Genomic DNA, 18,496 nt, shown 5'->3' with positions numbered 1-18,496 from the left:
ATTGCATTTCCTACATCTTATGCTATACCTAGCTTAGTAATGTTAAGTCATTTTCAATCTTAATACTTACAAGAAGGCACAATGAAACCACAAAACTCTTACTTAGGAATACACCTTATAACTGTTTAAAATGTAAAATATTGTGCAAAATGCCTAAAGTACTTCAGTGATTTTAACCATAACAGCCCTGATGATATTAAGCAAAAGCTTTTTTGCAGTGTTTGGCTTTCAATCAACAGATATGAAGAAAGTAGGAGTTCTTTTACAACTTTTGTAAGCCAAGTTACTAAATATCGTGCTATTAATCTAATAAACAAACGTTTATGCGTAAAGTGTGGTAGTGGAGCTGGTCTGTTATTTATAGACTCTGCTGTTCCGGTAACATAGTTGGTAATAGCAAATTACATATGAGTAGCTAAAAACTTTAAATATTACAGAAATAGCTAAAGTAAATGAAATATCAAAAACAACTATATAAAAAATTACTTGACATATTTTTGTAGCTCTATTCCACCGACAAGGAAGGTGTTTTAGGACTAAACCTATTTTCGTTTACAGGCTTAAATAATCGAATTTTAGTGAAAAGTACAGTGCATTTGCAAGCAGTATATAAGTGCACATGCATTTCCACTCAATGCACGCTGCATTTTTTCTAAATCTTTTCGTATAGGAGGCTCTATGGCTAATACCAATTCTCATTGTTAGTGGGTCAAATAAATAATATTGCAGAGTTACTTAGGTGAGTATGGTAGTAGGTATATAACCTCGATATTTCTAGGTGCCTCTAAATTTCTTGACTTATGCTAACTAGTACAATCCATTTTTTAAACATTATGACATTTGTTCAAGAAATATATTCATACAATCAGTGTTAACATTCGGTGTAAATAAGCTAGCACTCCCTTCATTTCTGGATTGACTGAACTGTAGAGATAAAAATTTTGTCTACCTAATTTTACTTTAATCTGTGTTCTAGCGCCCTTTTAAAATCACCAGTGTCTAGCTCTCAAATGCGTACCAAACCGCGATTCATTAAAGAAAAATGACTCTCGTTCAGGACAATTACCAATAGTCTCATTAATTTTTTAAAAACTCTCCCCGTCTACTTTTACCTTATTCATTGTAAATTGGTCTTGACGCAACATACAAAAACTTCATTTTTTGCATGTTACGATATATTCTAAACCTGCTGAAATTTAAGCCAAATTTCCCTGGATTCTTATTCTCATTTTTTTAATAGTAATATTATGGTCTTCTTGTATCAATACTTCAACTTGTTCAAATCAACTCTAATTCAATCTAATTTTTCTACGACGTTGAGGGGAGAAAACAATTTTTCTTCTCTTCCAAATTTAAAGTGCTTTATCCATGTAATCAATTCTATTCTTGAAATAGGACATATTTTTGTTACGGTGTTATACTGTATTTTTTGCTACAATTACAGCATTTAGTTTTTTGCAAAACACGCATTATTTCGCACTTTACTTCAGCGTTTCTTTTGCTGATTCCACGACTTTTTTCATTCAACAATTTTGATTTCAATATTATAGTGATAATTAATATCAACTGTTTAAGCAAGAGAGAAGCAAAAGAACTACTGTTAGCTAATTATTTACTACCTAATTTTTAAAATTGGTGTTTTTTACTGTCTCATGCTTTAATAAGCGCACCTTAAGCTCATGTTAGGTAAAAGCCTTGAAAGCTCATAAAGATATAAGGCGCACACAGTGCAAAAAATTAAACACAATGTGCCAAGTACATTGAGTTTTTTGTTATTTTATCTGCACAGACTAAAGATAAACAAATAGCCCTAATGTTAGGGTTAAAAGAGGCCGGCAAGGTTTGTCAAGTAAATTTCTCGTTTTCTATCAGTTACTATGATAACTTAAGGATTTTATTTTTGATAATTTCTTTAGCAATAGCGCGGCTTTCAAGATCAATGTTTATTATATCCGGTAGCGAGTTAATGTCAGTGTAACTGTCAAAATTCTCTACTGTTGACTCTACTACCTTTATTATCTCCAAAAAGTCGATTCGTGATTTTAAAAATTTATCAACAGCTACCTCATTTGCAGCATTAAGTACTATACTATTTACGTGTGAAGAAGAGGAATTCAACACTTCCATACTAAGCTTTAGTGCAGGAAATCGCCTGTGGTCTAGCTCTTGAAAGGTCAATTTTTGCCTTGTTAAATCTAATCTATAACTTAAGGTCGACCTTTCTGGCCAAGATAGAGCATATGAAATGGGAATTGTCATATCAGCCTCTGCAAGCACAGCAAAGTTGAAACCATCCTTATAAACTACAATTCCATGTATTATAGATTCAGGATGCACTATTGCTTCAATTCTGTTTGGGCTAATATTAAATAAGTTATATGCTTCTATTATCTCTAGCGCTTTATTCATCATAGTTGCACTATCAACTGAAATTTTCTTTCCCATACTCCAAATAGGGTGACTGAGTGTTTGACCTACTGTAACATCTCTCAATTGCTCAAGGCTGTAATTCAAGAATGACCCACCAGAAGCAGTAAGTATAATCTTTTCTACACATCTATTGCTATTCTGCAAAATTTGAAAAATTGCGTTGTGTTCAGAGTCAACAGGAACTATCTGTACGTTTTTTTCTTCAGCTTTCCTAAGCAATAGTTTTCCACCACAAACAATACTTTCTTTATTCGCTAGTGCAATGACTTTAGTGCCACTCTCTATGACGTGCATGACTGGCTCAAGGCCTGCAATACCAACTACTGCAACAACTGAGAGATCAACGGGCAGAGAAGCAATACTTGCTAGACCCTCAGCGCCAACTTCTACTTTGATGTTTGTACCAAGCAGGCTTTCTTTTAAATCTTTGTAAAACCTTTCATTAGAGATAGCAACATACCTTGCATTTAGCAGCTTTGCTTGGCACGCCAGTAGAGCAAAATTCGAACAGGCACTGAGTGCTTCTACTTGATATTCTTCTTTCCTCTTCAAGAGTAAATCTACAGTCTTTTTTCCAATATTTCCCGTCGATCCTAAAACTGAAATCTTTTTCACTAAAACGAACTCATATTAATTATAATAAATTAAGGAGAAGCATCCCTTCTCATATTTGCCAGTTATTTAGTAACTCCTAAGATAAATTCATCTGACCACTAAGTTCATGTCCATGGCCGTCATCAACGAGTGGTGAAGGACTGGGTGAAAAAGACTGACCATGATAATCACCTGCATCACGCATATCGCGTAAACCATCAGCATTATTAGCAATTTGATCACTAGCATGTGGAAAATCATCTTGATGAGGTCCTTCTTCACCATGAGCCATATCCATTCCCTCTGATAACATACCTTCCCCACTTCTACCTGAAAAATGTTCTGCAAAACTCTCAAAAAACTTTATGCCAAACATATTGGCTGATTTCCCAAACAATGTTGCAAGATTACCACTCACTAAACTTTCAAGCACGTTGCTGTAAGCAGAAATTGCCCCCTCATGAAAGTTGAATAACCACTTCATTCCATCTACAATTGTTGCAACAGAGTCACTATGACCAAGACCAAAACCGCTCTTTTCCCCTTGATGCTCTTGGTATCGTTGTTGAGCTTGCCACTCCGCAATGTTTGGACCCTGAGCTTCAGTCATAAATTTTCATCCTAAACCTTAGACTATCATCCTACTACAAATATCACAAAATATCAATAGGGCTCTTGAATAACTATGTTTCAGATATGTAGAAAAATGACATTTATTGAGTGCTTGCAGCGTGTATGACTTTTACACAGTCAATATCAAACAAAAAAAACAATTCAGCAAATTTCAACATAAAAAACACTTGACGAGTCTTGGTTACAGCATATAGTGTTAACCTTAAGTTCCTGCAGCTTTGTGGTGAAAAATGGCAATTATACATGCAGGTCTAAAGTGTTAGTTGCATATGTTAAGAACAACAATCGTAGATTTTACTGGCAGTGAATAACTTCTAGTTTAAAATTAAGAAAACAATTGCTATATATACCAGGAAATATGAGTTAAGCTTACATTATGGACCTAAACAAATTTACTGAAAAAGCAAAAAGCCTAATTCAAAGTGCCCAAATGAAAGCATTGGGAATTGGACATCAGGTTTTTATGCCTGAGCATTTACTAAAAGTGATGCTTGAAGATGAATCAGGTTTAGTTCAGGATTTAATAGGTGCTTGTGGTGGGAATATGCAAAGTATTTCCGAAGCTGTGAACAATGCAATAAAAAAGTTTCCAGTAGTCGAAGGTCCAGGAAGCAGTAGCCTCCAACTCTCAAGAGAAATAGCAAAAGTCTTTGAAGATTCAATTAGTATAGCTAGGAAGAACAAAGATTTATTTGTCACCGTTGAACGTTTGCTACAGGGATTGACTGCACAAAAAAATGATACTGTAGGTAAAATTCTAGCAGAGAACGGTGTCACACTACAAAAATTGAATTCAGCTATTGCAGAAATGAGAAAAGGTAGTAGTGCAGATTCGTCTAACAGCGAGGAAAAATTAAACGCAGCAAAGAAATACACAAAAGACGTTACAGAGCTTGCTATGCAAGGCAAGCTTGATCCCGTGATTGGTCGTGATGAAGAGATCAGAAGAACTATGCAAGTATCACTGAGGCGAACAAAGAATAATCCAGTGCTGATAGGTGAACCTGGTGTTGGAAAAACTGCAATAGTTGAGGGGCTTGCAAATAGAATTGTTGCAAATGACGTGCCACTTGGTTTACGTGATGCAAAAGTTTTAGCCCTAGATCTTGGCGCATTAATTGCTGGAACAAAATTTAGAGGAGAGTTCGAGGAGAGACTAAAAGCTGTTATTAATGAGCTTTCAAAAGCAGAGGGAAAAGCTATCTTATTTATAGATGAGCTTCATACTTTAGTTGGAGCAGGAGCAACAAGTGGTGCAATGGATGCTTCAAATCTGCTGAAGCCTGCTCTTGCACGCGGAGAAATTCGCTGCATAGGAGCCACAACTTTAGATGAGTATCGTGAACATATAGAAAAAGATCCTGCACTTGCAAGGCGTTTCCAACCTGTATTTATTTCTCAACCAACTGAAACTGATACCATCTCTATACTAAGAGGTTTGAAGGAAAGATATGAAGTACATCATGGTATCAGAATCACAGATGGTGCAATAATTGCTGCTGCAATGTTATCTAATAGGTACATAACAGACAGATTTTTACCTGATAAAGCAATCGACTTGATTGATGAAGCAGCAAGCAGGGTAAGAATTGAAATGGATAGCAAACCTGAGATTATTGATGAACTTGAAAGGAAGATTGTACAGCTAAAAATTGAATCAGAAGCTCTAAAAAAAGAACGTGATGAGAATTCTAAGCAGCGTCTAAAGAAGATAAATGAAGAAATCGAAAACCTAAACAGTAAATTCACTGACTTAAACAGTAAATGGCAAATAGAAAAGAATAAAATAGCTAAAATACAAGAAACAGCTGAAAAACTAGATAATGCGAGAAAAGAGTTGGAATTAGCTCAGCGTAGTGGAAACTTAGAAAAAGCAGGAGAACTGATGTATGGTGTGATTCCTCAGCTTGAAAATAAATTAACAAATCAGGAAGAAGTTACCGATAGCTTCTTAAAGAAAGAAGTTACCGAAGACGATATTGCAAATATTGTTTCAAGGTGGACAGGAATTCCAGTTGATAACATGATGCACAGTGAAAAGGAAAAGCTCCTTAGCATGGAAAATGAAATAGGGAAAAGGGTAATAGGGCAAAAGGATGCAATAGAAGCAATAAGTAATGCAGTTAGGCGCTCCCGTTCTGGTATTCAGGACACTAATCGACCTTTCGGTTCATTTTTATTCTTGGGCCCAACTGGAGTTGGAAAAACGGAACTTGCAAAAGCCCTTGCTGAATTTCTGTTTGATGATCAATCAGCACTTCTGCGCTTCGATATGTCAGAATACATGGAAAAACACTCCGTTTCAAAGTTAATTGGCGCACCTCCAGGGTATGTTGGCTATGAGCAAGGTGGAAGATTAACTGAAGCAGTAAGAAGAAGGCCATATCAGGTAATCTTATTTGATGAAATAGAAAAAGCAAATCCAGATATATTTAATCTATTGCTGCAGATTTTGGATGAAGGCAGGCTTACTGATAGCTATGGCAAGCTAATTGATTTCCGCAATACCATACTAATTTTAACTTCTAACCTTGGTGCTGAGATAATGCTCAAAGGAGTTGTCGACTCTACAAAGAGTGAAGTGATGCAAATAGTTAAATCAGCATTTCGTCCTGAATTTTTAAATAGGCTTGATGAAATTATTATATTCCATAGTTTAACCAAAGAAGACATTTACAAAATCATAGATGTTCAATTCCTTTATCTACAAAAAATAATTGCTAAGCGCAAACTAAGTATAAGTTTATTACAAGAAGCTAAAGAACTAATAGCACAAGTTGGCTATGACCCTGAATATGGAGCAAGACCACTAAAAAGGGTAATACAAGAATGCATCCAAAATAACCTAGCTAAGCTAGTTTTATCGGGAGAAGTAGCAGAAGGTGATAAATTAATAGTGTACGCTTTTAATAATGAAATCTTAGTTAAAAAGGTTTAAGTTCATTGTATATTTTCGTTTAAAAAAATGTGTGTAGATTACAATGTTAACACTGAGTCTTTATTTAAGCTAGTTAATCAAGAAAACCAGAAAGAAAAGGCAAAAGTTAAAGAGTTTATCAGGTACTTTTATAATTTTGTTTATAATAGTAACCTAAAGATTAATGACAAATTTCTTTTATACATTGCAGAAGATGCATACAGCTTTATCTTCAAGAAAGAAAAAGAAGAAAGCAAATTGATGGTAAGTAATGCAAGTGATATACCAGGAATAGAAGGTGATTTCACTACAATCAAGGTAATAAATAACGACATGCCTTTCTTGGTTGACTCTGTTATTGCTACCATCAAGTCGCATGACCTATCTATATGCTACTATAGTAATAGTATAATTAATATACAAAGAAAAAGTGGCCTGATCAACAAAATTTGTAATTTAGAAGAGGATAATGGTATCAAGGAGTCAGTGATATATGTAATTATTAAAGGCATAAGTAATAGTTTTGTTGATATATTAAGAAAGTCCCTGCAAAAAACACTAAAGGCAGTCAATTGTGTTGTAAAAGACTGGCCATTGATGCTCAAGAGACTTGATGAGGCAAAAAATTCTCTTTCCATTGCTCAAGTAGTTGACACTGAGGTCCCACTAGCACCCTACACTAAAATGACATCAGGCGGAGATTTTTTAGTTTGGCTAAAAAACAACAACTTCGTATTTTTAGGTTATCAAGAACGTATTGCGGACAAAGATGGAAAGCTCGTTTCCAATGATGAAGAAAATCTTGGATTAATGAAAACAAGCCAAGAGTATCAGAGTTCATCAATCTTCTCTGAAGGCTTATATCCTTTATACATATTAAGATCAGACCTAACCTCAATAGTTCATAGGCGTACATACATGAATTGTATATGTGTAAAAGAATCTAACAACCAAGGTCATGTAGCAAAGGAACGGCATTTTTTCGGGTTATTCACTTCTATAGCAGAGGTTCAAGATATTCGAACTATTCCATTAATAAAGGATAAAGTTAAAACAATAGAAAAGAGAGCAGGATTTTTACCTGGTGGCCACAATAATAAAGCTTTAATTTCTATTTTACAAGCATTCTCCTGTGATGAGCTATTCCAATCAAATGAGGACGAGTTATTTAAGATTTGTATTTCAATTATGTCTCTTGCAATTAGGCCAAGAGTCAAATTGTTTTTAAGAAAAGTAAGGGACTTTATTAGTTGCATAGTGCTGATACCGATGCGTTATGCAAGCGCCAGGTTAATGTTCAATATACGCGATATATTAAAGGATGAAATAAACGCAGCAAGCTCAGATATTTACAACAATCACATTATCAATGAATATGATTTAATGAAGTTGCACGTAGTGCTAAAGATTAAGGATGCTCGTGTTTTCGACGATGAAGTTTTGCGCATCGAAAACAAGCTAAGAAACATCACAGAAAAATGGGAAGACCGTTTTATAGATAATTTATATAACACTCTTAGCACCGTTGAAGATATATTCATCCGTTATTGCAAGGCATTTCCGATAAGCTATCAAGAGAGCTTCGAACCTCACGATGCATATTATGACATGAAAAAATTAGAGACAGTGAGGAAGAAAGGAGTTAGCGAGGTCGATTTAAGGCTTACTCACGATAATCTCAATTATCAGTTAAAAGTTTACACTCTAGGCAATGGAGGCCTTGAATTGTCGAAGATATTAAGAATCACTAAGAATCTAGGAGCAAAAATTCTATCCCATAATGGTTATTATATAGAAATCAACGGTGGTATATGGATACACCATTTTGTGTTATCAAGAGTCGACGAATTGATAGATAACATTACTCTTAAAGAACAATTTGAAATGACGCTTGCGAAGGTGTTTAGAAGGGAAATTAAAAATGATTATTTCAACAGCTTAATCATTATTGCTGGTCTTGAATGGAAAGAAGTACTTTTAGTTAGAGCGCTAAGTGCCTACCTGAAGCAGACATCATTTAACTATAACCCAGAATACATTCAAAAAGTAGTTTCAGAGTATCCAAAAATAGTAAAGTATTTGATACAGCTATTTCATGTAAGATTTGATCCTAGCATAGATATTGATAGAGTAGAAACTACAAACATTTTTAGAGAAAAAATAGAGGAACTTTTAAAAGAGATTAGCAATGTTTCGCATGATTACGTCTTACGCTCAATATTTAACTTGATAATGGCTATTTTAAGGACCAGTTACTATCAAGACGATAAATCCCGCTTATCTATAAAATTTGATTCAAGTAAAATAAATGGTCTGCCAGATCCGCGTCCATACCGCGAATTGTATGTTTACTCAAACCTGTTTGAGGGAATACATTTAAGAGGAGGGAAATTAGCACGTGGCGGTTTAAGATGGTCAGATAGGACAGAAGATTTTCGTACCGAAGTTTTGAGCCTTATGAAAGCTCAGATGACGAAAAATGCAGTTATCGTCCCTGTCGGTGCAAAGGGTGGATTTGTAATAAAGAAAGTGTACAAAAATAAAAATATCTTAAGGAAAAAAGGTGTTGAGTGCTATAAGGATTTTATTAGAGGCATGCTTGCTATTACTGATAACATAGTTGATGGCAAAATAATCCCACCAGAAAACGTAGTTAGATACGATGAAGATGACCCATATTTAGTAGTTGCAGCAGATAAAGGCACTGCCTCGTTTTCTGACTATGCCAACCAAATAGCACATGAGTATAATTTTTGGCTTGGTGATGCATTTGCATCTGGTGGATCAGCAGGTTATGACCACAAAAAGATGGGTATTACGGCTAGGGGAGCGTGGATTGCAGCACAGAGGCACTTTTGGAAAATGAATAAGGATATTTACCAAGGCGTGACTGTTGTTGGAATTGGAGACATGGCTGGTGACCTGTTCGGAAATGGTATGCTACTTTCAAAAAATATACGTTTAATCGGCGCATTTAACCACATGCATATTTTCGTTGATCCAAATCCTAATGCAGAAAAGAGTTTTGCAGAACGTAAACGCCTTTTTGAGTTACCATTTTCAACTTGGATAGACTATAACAAAGATCTGATTTCCCAGGGCGGTGGAATATTCGAACGCAGCAGCAAGCAAGTCAATATTTCTCAAGAAATGAAAAAGTGCTTTGATATAATGGAAGACACATTACCTCCAAGTAATTTAATTCGATATCTGTTGAAAGCAAAAGTGGATTTCATATGGAATGGAGGAATTGGCACCTTTGTTAAAGCAAAGAGTGAAAGCCACGGTACGGTTGGTGATAAAGCAAACGACGAATTAAGAGTGAATGGCGAGAATATTAGAGCTTCTATGTTTATAGAAGGTGGCAATCTTGGTTGCACGCAACTTGGAAGAATAGAATATGCTAAAAGAGGTGGATATATTAATGCAGATTTTGTTGACAATTCAGCAGGAGTAATATGTTCTGACCTTGAAGTTAATATTAAAATTGCATTCGTCTCAGTTATGAAAGGAGGTGGCATTTCTTTGGAAAAAAGGAACAAAATACTGGCTAGCATGGTGGATGAAGTTGCATCTAAGGTGCTTGAAGACCACAACAGAATTGAAACAAAAGCATTACTTCTTGAGTGCTTACAAGCCAAAGAGAGATTGGAACAGCACCACAGGTTATTACTCAGTTTGGAAAAATCTGGGCTATTAAACCGAAGTGTGGAGTTTCTTCCGGCAGATGAAGAAATAGCAAGAATGTTAACTGGGGCAGAGGGTTTTAGCTCTCCTCAGCTTTCTGTTTTAATGTCTTATTCTAGAACAGCAATAAAAAATGAAATTATACATTCTGACTTGCCTGAAAATTTCTTATGCCACGATTATTTATTAAATTACTTTCCACAAAAGATGGTCACGGAGTTCAAGGATTCCATATTAAAACATCAACTTCACAGAGAAATCATTTCCACTTGTATTGTAAACGATGTAGTGAATAGGATGGGATGTATATTTATTAATAATCTAGTTGAAAGTACTGGAATTAAAGTGTATGAAGCGGTAAATGTTTATATTGTTGTTAACCACTTATACAGTTTAAATAGCTTATGGCAAGAAATTGACAAATTGGACGGAAAGATTAATATTGATTCATACTTACAAATAGTAAGAAATGTGCAGAAATTTATCGGTAGAGTATCATTTTGGTTAGCAAAAAATCTCGATAAACTTAGCTTTGCAGAGCAAGCTAACATTACAAAGTTTAAAGATGCAATTGAAACTTTAGGCCAGAATTTAACTGAAGTTCTAGACGAACACCTATTAAAAACCTATAACCATGAATCCTCTTTTTTAGCAGAACTCAATATAAATAAAGATCTAGCAAAAAAAGCTGCTGATTTATGCGTTCTTGCTTATGCACTTGATGTCATATCTATCGCTGAGCAAACGTCCTTGTCTACCCTTGATGCTGGTAAAATATACTTTGAGTTAAAATCACTGCTGAGGTTTGACCTGATTAGGATAATTGCTATTAAGATGAAAAGTCATTCCTCTTATTGGGATCGTAGTCTAATTAACGATTTACTGGACGATTTAAGTCATTATCACTATGAGCTAGCCGTCAAAGTTATAAAAGCTACTAATAACTACGAAGATAAGGTTCAAACTTGGGCTCGTAATGATAAGGATTGCATAGAACGTTACAACAGTTTTTTAGATGAGATGGTTGCTTCCAAACTTGATTTAAGCAAATTAATATTTATAATTAGAAGAATTAAAGTACTTGCTTTGTAAGACAAATGTTTAGTATAGGTCTTTCAGAAATTCTATTTGTAGTTCTAGTTAGTATAATTGTTCTTGATAAAAATAAGGTACCTGTATTCATTGACCTTATTAAAAATATCTATAGGTATCTTATGATCATAAAATCAAAAGCTAGGAGATTATTGAAAGATGCGGGAATCGAAGAGTTATATAAGGGGTATAACACTGAGAAAGTAAATTATATAATTGGTAAGGATGGCAAACCTTATCCTGCTTATAACATAGACAATACACCTAAAGGTAATGACAGCGAGGATTCTAGTAGTAGATGATGTACTATCTAATGTTAAGCTTTTAGAAGCTCGACTAAAAGCAGAGTACTACACGGTTATTATAGCTCATGATGGTGAAGAAGCCATAAATTTAGTGACAAAGCAGCAGCCTGATATTATATTACTCGATATCATGATGCCAAAAATAAACGGCTTTAAAATTTGTAAGAACTTAAAGAGCGACCCCTTAACAACCCATATTCCAATAATCATGGTGACTGCACTACATGACACTCACGATAGAGTGCAAGGCATTAACGCTGGCGCAGATGACTTCCTAACTAAACCAATAGATGAAACTGCCTTATCTGCAAGAATTAAGTCTCTCACACGCTTAAAGATGGTTATAGATGAACTACGCTTAAGAGGAGAAACTAATGCTGAGATTGGTGGGGTAGCAGGAAGCAGTATTATGGACTATTCTAATCAGATCTTTGATTCCAGCATACTTGTTGTAGATGAGGATATCTTTCAAGCAGAGCAGATACATAATATACTAAAGCAACGCTTTAGATCAATTAACATACTGAACGATCCAATGGAGGCATTGAAGGTTAGTATTGAGGATAACTATGATCTAATTATTTCCGATATGCAATTTTTAAAAACTGATGGACTACGTTTGTGTTCTGAGTTTCGTAGCAAAGTAGAAACACGATATACACCAATTCTGATCCTTTCCGAAGATTATAATAAAAACAACTTAGTAAAAGCACTCGATGTAGGAGCCAATGATTATCTAACAGTGCCTCTGGATGAAAGTGAATTAATAGCAAGAGTTAATTTACAAGTGAAACGCAAGAGATACCAAGATGCCTTGAGAATGAACTTATTTAACAATGCAGAAATGTCCATAAAGGACCCACTCACTAACTGTTACAACAGAAGATATTTTGACGCACACTTAAGAAACATTGTTAAAGACTCTGTAGAAAAGAATAGAAGATTATCTCTTATGATACTAGATATAGACTATTTTAAGGTAGTAAATGACGATTTTGGACATAGTGCCGGGGATGAGCTTTTAAAGCAAATACAGAAGAGAATTTCTGAAAACATTAGAGTGACGGATTTGTTAGCTAGGTTTGGCGGTGAGGAATTCGTTGTTGTAATGCCAGATACCAATATACCAGATGCATACGTTGTTGCAGAGAGGATACGTAAAATTATTGCTACAGAACCTTTTATACTCTCGGATAAGAACATAACACACAATGTAACTGTGAGCATTGGGATTGCAGAGATGCAAGAATCAGATCTTGATAATATTAAAAAATTTATAGTACGCGCTGATGGATATTTATATAAAGCAAAAAATAGTGGCAGAAATAGGGTAGTTATACCAATTCCCACTTTACAAGGAACGGATAGACAATAATAGAAAAGAAGCCATGCTGAAATAAGTAAAATAGCGAGGTTTAAATGTAGTTAAAATCAAAATTCTTGGATAAAAAAGTTGTGGAATCAACCGTAGCAAAAATATGTTGCATTTCAAGAACAGCATTGACCGCATGGATAAAGCGCCTAAAATTTGGAAGAGAAGTAAAATTGTTTACTCCCCTCAATGTCGTAGAAAAACTAGGTTGAAGTATGGATACAAGAAAACCTTAATATTACCACTAAAAAAATTAGAATAAGAATTTTAGGAAAAATTTAGCTTGAATGTCAATAAGTCTACAGTAACATGAATGAGACTATTGGGTAAGCATCCTGAATAAGAGTTCCTTTTCTTTAACGAATCGCGGTTCGTCACACATTCGAAAGTTGGAGGCAGGTGTGCAAAGATGGCTTTAGAACACAGGTTAAAGTAAAATCAGGTAGACAAAATTTTTACTTCCACAGTGTAATTAATTCTAGAAATGAAGGGGGTTCTAGCTTATTTGCACCGAATGCCAACACCGATTGTATAAATATATTTCTTAAACAAATATCACAACATTTAAGAACACGAAAAGTCTATAATACAATTGCTTTGCTTGAGAGTGCTTTGTACAAATTTATTGCCGATCTTTCTCATTCCACAATTAAACAATTCTATAATGAGAGTTGGTATTAGCAGCTATAATGATGCCTTCGCCTTTCCATCTCATTTTAACTTGATACGCATGTTTTTAACCTTTAATTCTTGTATTCCTTTAGCAACATAATATAATTTTGTGCTGACTATGTAATATGTTTAACTTCTATAGCTTCATGCTCTATAACTGCATGACCCATCACAATAGAACCCATACTAATAAATGCTTTATCATACACTGTGCACGCGTGTAACATACAAAAATGCCCTACTATTACCATAGTGCTAATAACTGTAGCACCACCAAGGTCTCTATCCACATGAATTGCCGCACCACCTTGAATATTTGTTCCATCACCCATTTTGATTGACCCAACATCTCCCGATCACACAATTAAACCAAATGCTCGCTCTCTCCTATTTTTGGCTCACAGCTTTTATATTTTAAAATGTTTGAGCTTACAGTTATACATTATATCTGCAGCAGTTATACAAAATCTATTATATCATGCATATGAAAGTTTTATCCCAATTTCATTGAAATACGCATATAAAATTATACTATTAACTAGTGCACAATACATTTGAAATTATGAACATATTAGGCAAATTGGTAATCCTGCTGTTAGTTTTTGTGCTTCCTTTTTCTTCACATTCATATCAATTTAGAACTAAAGCAAAGCAAGCAGTAGTTTTAGATTTAGCCTCAGACTCGTTCATTTTTGAACATAATTCCGACGAAAAGATGGCTCCATCTTCAATGAGCAAGCTAATGACTTTATATGTAGCCTTCGATTATTTAAAAGCTGGAATAATAGATATGAATGATAAATTTCAAGTAAGTAGAAAAGCGTGGGAAAGAAAAGGCTCTTCTATGTTTTTAAAGGAAGGTCAATCCGTTACAGTGAAAGAACTGCTTGAAGGAATTGCAACGGTTTCAGGTAATGATGCCTGCATAACACTAGCTGAGGGCATTGCCGGATCAGAAGAGGGTTTCGTAGTTGAAATGAACGAAGTTGCACAAAACTTGAACCTAAGCAACAGTTATTTTGTCAACTCAAGTGGATGGCCGGATGAGGATCATTTTATGAGTGCAAAAGATTTGGTAGTACTAGCAAAAAGGATTTTCATTGATTTCCCTGAATATTATGACTTATTCTCTGAACAATATCTAACATATAACAACATCGCACAAAAAAATAAAAATCTTTTACTTTTTCACGATATTGGAGTTGATGGCTTAAAGACCGGTTACACAAACACTGGTGGTTACGGTATTGTAGTTTCTGCAAAACGAAACGATAGGAGAATTTTCGCTGTCGTAAATGGCTTAAACACTGAAAAAGAGCGAATAGAAGAAGCAAAAAGGCTAATACAGTATTCCTTCAATCATTTTAATACTAAGAAAATATTTGCTAAGGATAGTGTAGTTGAGGAAATAAATGTTCTATACGGAAAGGAGAGAAAAGTATCTGTTACAGTTGCAAACGACATCACCATAACCTATAATCGCAATCTGCGTGATAAAATTAAGGTGCGTGTCGAACATAAAGATATAATACCTGCACCCATTAGAAAGGGGCAAGAAGTAGGCAAAATTTTTATAGAAATACCAGGCGTCGAGCAGCAAACTACACCACTTTATGCAGTAAATGACGTACAGGAATTAAACTACATAGAAAAGCTCTTTAGAATGTTGTTTTAAGTTTTAATATCACCTGTACCGAAAATACCGGTTTCAATACACTTAAGAAAATTCATGGCCATAAACACCTCATGCAAAGAAGTGGTGGAACAAGAATGTAAATTGGACATCAAAGTTAATTCAGGAGAAATACGGCAACTACGTTAAGGTTCAAGCGTTTGAAGCTAGAAACAAAAACTATTGAAAAGCCAATGCACGCATTCATTCTTAATTATTATGGAGCTGATATATGCAAAATGTTCTGTTTTGCATAACAACAAAGTCTCTCAATAGGATTGAGCCCAGGTAAGTATGGTGATAGGTATATAGTCTCGATATTTTTAGGCACATTTAAATTTTTGACTTATGCCAACTAGTATAATCTATGACAAGAAAGGCTTCTCGTGTTCTTAAATATTGTAACACTTGTTTAAGAAATATATTTATACAATCAGTGTTGAAATCTGGTATAAATAAGTTAGAACTCTCTCCATTTCTAGGATTAACTACACTGTAAAGATAAAAATTTTGCGTCTACTCAATTTTACTTCAACCTGTGTTCTAACGCCATCTTTACACTACCCATACTAACCCACAATTCATTAAAGAAAGATAACCCTTATTTAGGATGCTTACCCAATAGTCTCATTCATGTTTTTTTTTGCACTCTTCCCACCCACTTTTATCTTGTTCATTGTGAATTGGTCTTGGCGTAATGTACGAAAACTTCATTTTTTGTGTATTACTGTAGACTTGCTGCATTCAAGCTAAATTTTTCTTAGAATTCTTATTCTAATTTTTTTAGTGGTAATATTAAGGTTTTCTTGTATTCATACTTCGACTTGTCTAAATTGACTCTAATTCAATCTAGTTTTTCTACAACACTGGGGGGAGTAAACAATCTTACTTCTCTTCCAAATTTCAGGCGCTTTATCCATGTAGTCAATGCTGTTCTTGAAATGCAACATATTTTTGCTACGGAGGCTTTTTTCTATTAATGTCACAATATTTAAGAACATGAGAAGCCTTATAAAGGCTGTAACACAATTGCTTTGCTTGAGAGCGCCTTGTACAAATTTATTACCTCTCTTTCTCACTCCGCAATTAAACAACATATGCTTTTTGGTTTACCCACTAACAATGAGAATTAGTATAAATACCCATAACTTGGGGTAAAGGGAATGCAGAAATTTGTCAAGCAATTTTTCTATAAAAAATAAGATTAGTTAGATTTTTAACTAAAAAGACAAAAGAAACCCCGCAATGTGAGTTGTCTACTGTTCTCTCAAAATTGGCGTTCGGTTTTCCCTTATATTACTTAATAAACAAGGTTAAGCTAATGTAGACAAAAATTTATAAAAAAATGAACTATCTATAGAATTAAACATAACAAGCCTAGTTTAATACTAGGCCTTTGTCACTTAAAATAAAGATTAAAGATAAATTTTAGGCCTAAACACCACATTTCCATAAGGGCCGGCGAAGTTTGTCAAGTAACTTTTTGCACTTCTATGAGCTACTTAAATCCTGTTTATTAAATTAAGATATTCGTATAGTTGTGGGCTTGAAGTGGTGTCCATAAGACTAGTAAAAATTCACATGTATAGGAAAGATTGATAACATTACCTAGAGAGAAATCATTATTATAATTATGCCAAAACTGACAAATATAGAATCTATACTAGTAATAGGAGTAGGTCCGATAATTATAGGTCAGGCATGCGAGTTCAATTATTCCGGAACTCAGAGTTGCAAGGTATTAAGGAACGAGGATTATAAGGTCATTTTCGTTAATTCCAATCCTGCAACTATAATGACGGGTCCTAAATTTAGGATGCAACATACATTGAACTATACTGCCTGAAATCATAGAAGAAATCATAATTAAAGAGAAGGCAGATGCAATATTGCCAACAATGTGCGGGCAAGCCGCTTTGAGCTGTGCAATGAAACTTGTAGATGATAGGGTATTGGATAAATATAACGTAAAGCTAATTGGCGTAAATAGAGAAGCAATTAAAAAAGCGGAGGGGATAGAAAATTATTTCGCCAATCTATGGATAAAATAGGGCTAAAATACCCTAAAAGCATCATTATAAAAGATCAAGAACAAATAAGGGAAGCTCTCGACTATGTAGGGTTACCTGCGATCATCCGTTCATCATTTACTCTCGGTGGTACAGGTAGTGGCATAGCGTACAATAAAGAGGAGTTTTTCAACATTGCGGAGGGTGCCTTGAAAGTTTCACCGATAAATGAAGTTCAGATAGATGAGTCCATCATCGGCTGGAAAGAATACGAAATGGAAGTTATTTGCGATTGCAAAGATAACTGTATAATAGTCTGCTCGATAGAAAATATTGATCCCATGGGAGTCCATACAGGTGATAGCATTACCGTTTCTCCTGCCTTGACTCTGCGTGACGCAGAATACCAACAAATGAGAAATGCATCTATAGCAGTACTTAGAGAAATTGGTGTCAGTGCAGGTGGTGCAAATGTCCAATTTGCGGTTAATCCTAAAGAAGATGGAAGCCTTGTTGTAATTGAAATGAATCCAAGAGTTTCTCGTTCTTCTGCGCTTGCCTCAAAGGCAACAGGTTACCCCATAGCAAAAATTGCAACCAAGCTTGCTGTTGGCTATTCACTTGATGAAATACGCAACAATTGTGTACCAACTATACCTGCTGCATTTGAACCAGTGATTGATTATGTTGTTACTAAGGTTCCTCGCTTTGAGTTTGAAAAATTTAAGGGAACAGATTGCGAACTGTCAACTTCCATGAAATCAGTGGGAGAAGTAATGTCTATAGGTCGTACTTTTAATGAGTCACTACAGAAAGCTTTCCGCTCACTTGAAACTGGCCTTACAGGGCTTGATGAGGTGTTTTCTCATGACACGGATGTTGATCACATAAAATCCCAATTAGCAAAATCGTTGCCAAATAGATTACTAATTGCCGCTGACGCAATGCGTCATGGGATTAGTATAGAAGAGATAAATTCAATTACAGGGTATGACTTATGGTTTTTGCAGAACATACAGCAAATCATCTTGGCTGAACAAAAAATTAAAGAAACTGGTTTGCCTGAAACCGCGCACGAAATATTAGAACTAAAAAAGATGGGATTTTCAGATG

10 protein-coding genes and 3 pseudogenes are annotated in these 18,496 nt (G+C 34.9%); 9 read left to right on the top strand and 4 right to left on the bottom strand.

The annotated features are described in order from the left end of the window. Nucleotides 1–192 precede the first annotated feature (192 nt). Nucleotides 193–387 (top strand): annotated as a pseudogene (locus GO684_RS05690) (RNA polymerase sigma factor); the annotation flags it as partial. Between the two features lie 1,488 nt (nucleotides 388–1,875). Here the strand turns inward: GO684_RS05690 and dxr are convergent. Further along, the gene (gene dxr, locus GO684_RS00625; protein WP_175938144.1) at nucleotides 1,876–3,045 is read right to left on the bottom strand and encodes a 1-deoxy-D-xylulose-5-phosphate reductoisomerase; all 1,170 of its coding nucleotides are present in this window, start codon (nucleotides 3,043–3,045) and stop codon (nucleotides 1,876–1,878) included. Between the two features lie 76 nt (nucleotides 3,046–3,121). Further along, nucleotides 3,122–3,634: a hypothetical protein gene (locus tag GO684_RS00620; RefSeq protein ID WP_175938143.1), complete on the bottom strand. Its 513-nt coding sequence runs from the start codon at nucleotides 3,632–3,634 to the stop codon at nucleotides 3,122–3,124. A 399-nt stretch (nucleotides 3,635–4,033) separates the two neighbouring features. On the opposite strand from GO684_RS00620, the gene clpB reads away from it, so the two are divergent. The 5 genes from clpB to GO684_RS05890 all read left to right on the top strand — a co-directional run bounded on the left by clpB (nucleotide 4,034) and on the right by GO684_RS05890 (nucleotide 13,292). After that, on the top strand, nucleotides 4,034–6,595 hold the full coding sequence (gene clpB / locus GO684_RS00615; RefSeq protein ID WP_175938142.1) for an ATP-dependent chaperone ClpB: 2,562 nt from the start codon (nucleotides 4,034–4,036) through the stop codon (nucleotides 6,593–6,595). A 27-nt stretch (nucleotides 6,596–6,622) separates the two neighbouring features. Continuing rightward, the gene (locus tag GO684_RS00610; RefSeq protein ID WP_175938141.1) at nucleotides 6,623–11,353 is read left to right on the top strand and encodes an NAD-glutamate dehydrogenase; all 4,731 of its coding nucleotides are present in this window, start codon (nucleotides 6,623–6,625) and stop codon (nucleotides 11,351–11,353) included. A 5-nt stretch (nucleotides 11,354–11,358) separates the two neighbouring features. Continuing rightward, nucleotides 11,359–11,655, top strand: coding sequence for a Sec-independent protein translocase subunit TatB (gene tatB / locus GO684_RS05685; RefSeq protein WP_175938140.1), 297 nt, complete (start codon nucleotides 11,359–11,361; stop codon nucleotides 11,653–11,655). Next, a complete protein-coding gene (locus tag GO684_RS00600) occupies nucleotides 11,627–13,033 on the top strand; it encodes a PleD family two-component system response regulator (protein ID WP_175938139.1) in 1,407 nt (468 codons plus the stop codon). The genes tatB and GO684_RS00600 overlap by 29 nt, the downstream gene beginning before the upstream one ends. A gap of 103 nt (nucleotides 13,034–13,136) precedes the next feature. Then, nucleotides 13,137–13,292 (top strand): hypothetical protein, encoded by a 156-nt coding sequence (locus tag GO684_RS05890; protein ID WP_410543301.1) that lies wholly within the window; start codon nucleotides 13,137–13,139, stop codon nucleotides 13,290–13,292. Nucleotides 13,293–13,818: 526 nt separating this feature from the next. On the opposite strand, the gene GO684_RS00590 is transcribed toward GO684_RS05890, so the two are convergent. Further along, nucleotides 13,819–14,034, bottom strand: a complete 216-nt coding sequence (locus GO684_RS00590) for an LbetaH domain-containing protein (protein ID WP_246228163.1) — start codon at nucleotides 14,032–14,034, stop codon at nucleotides 13,819–13,821. A gap of 236 nt (nucleotides 14,035–14,270) precedes the next feature. On the opposite strand from GO684_RS00590, the gene GO684_RS00585 reads away from it, so the two are divergent. After that, on the top strand, nucleotides 14,271–15,377 hold the full coding sequence (locus GO684_RS00585) for a D-alanyl-D-alanine carboxypeptidase family protein (protein ID WP_175938188.1): 1,107 nt from the start codon (nucleotides 14,271–14,273) through the stop codon (nucleotides 15,375–15,377). A 64-nt stretch (nucleotides 15,378–15,441) separates the two neighbouring features. Next, nucleotides 15,442–15,607, top strand: a pseudogene (locus GO684_RS06120) (N-acetyltransferase); the annotation flags it as partial. A gap of 606 nt (nucleotides 15,608–16,213) precedes the next feature. Here the strand turns inward: GO684_RS06120 and GO684_RS00580 are convergent. After that, nucleotides 16,214–16,453: a hypothetical protein gene (locus GO684_RS00580; protein ID WP_175938138.1), complete on the bottom strand. Its 240-nt coding sequence runs from the start codon at nucleotides 16,451–16,453 to the stop codon at nucleotides 16,214–16,216. Between the two features lie 554 nt (nucleotides 16,454–17,007). Here GO684_RS00580 and carB point away from each other — a divergent pair. Further along, nucleotides 17,008–18,496 (top strand): annotated as a pseudogene (gene carB, locus GO684_RS00575) (carbamoyl-phosphate synthase large subunit); the annotation flags it as partial.

Origin of the sequence: Wolbachia endosymbiont of Litomosoides brasiliensis (assembly GCF_013366805.1) — a bacterium.
In the GTDB taxonomy this organism is placed as follows: domain Bacteria; phylum Pseudomonadota; class Alphaproteobacteria; order Rickettsiales; family Anaplasmataceae; genus Wolbachia.
The sequence above is the reverse complement of the archived record's forward strand: the minus strand, read 5'-3'. Positions and strand labels throughout refer to the sequence as shown.

What these genes read in the sequence shown, in the direction of transcription:
- GO684_RS00610 (WP_175938141.1), top strand. Translation starts at nt 6,623, where the DNA reads ATGTGTGTAGATTACAATGTTAACACTGAGTCTTTATTTAAGCTAGTT.
- GO684_RS00590 (WP_246228163.1), bottom strand. Translation starts at nt 14,034, where the DNA reads ATGGGTGATGGAACAAATATTCAAGGTGGTGCGGCAATTCATGTGGAT.
- GO684_RS00620 (WP_175938143.1), bottom strand. Translation starts at nt 3,634, where the DNA reads ATGACTGAAGCTCAGGGTCCAAACATTGCGGAGTGGCAAGCTCAACAA.
- GO684_RS00600 (WP_175938139.1), top strand. Translation starts at nt 11,627, where the DNA reads ATGACAGCGAGGATTCTAGTAGTAGATGATGTACTATCTAATGTTAAG.
- GO684_RS05890 (WP_410543301.1), top strand. Translation starts at nt 13,137, where the DNA reads ATGTTGCATTTCAAGAACAGCATTGACCGCATGGATAAAGCGCCTAAA.
- tatB (WP_175938140.1), top strand. Translation starts at nt 11,359, where the DNA reads ATGTTTAGTATAGGTCTTTCAGAAATTCTATTTGTAGTTCTAGTTAGT.
- clpB (WP_175938142.1), top strand. Translation starts at nt 4,034, where the DNA reads ATGGACCTAAACAAATTTACTGAAAAAGCAAAAAGCCTAATTCAAAGT.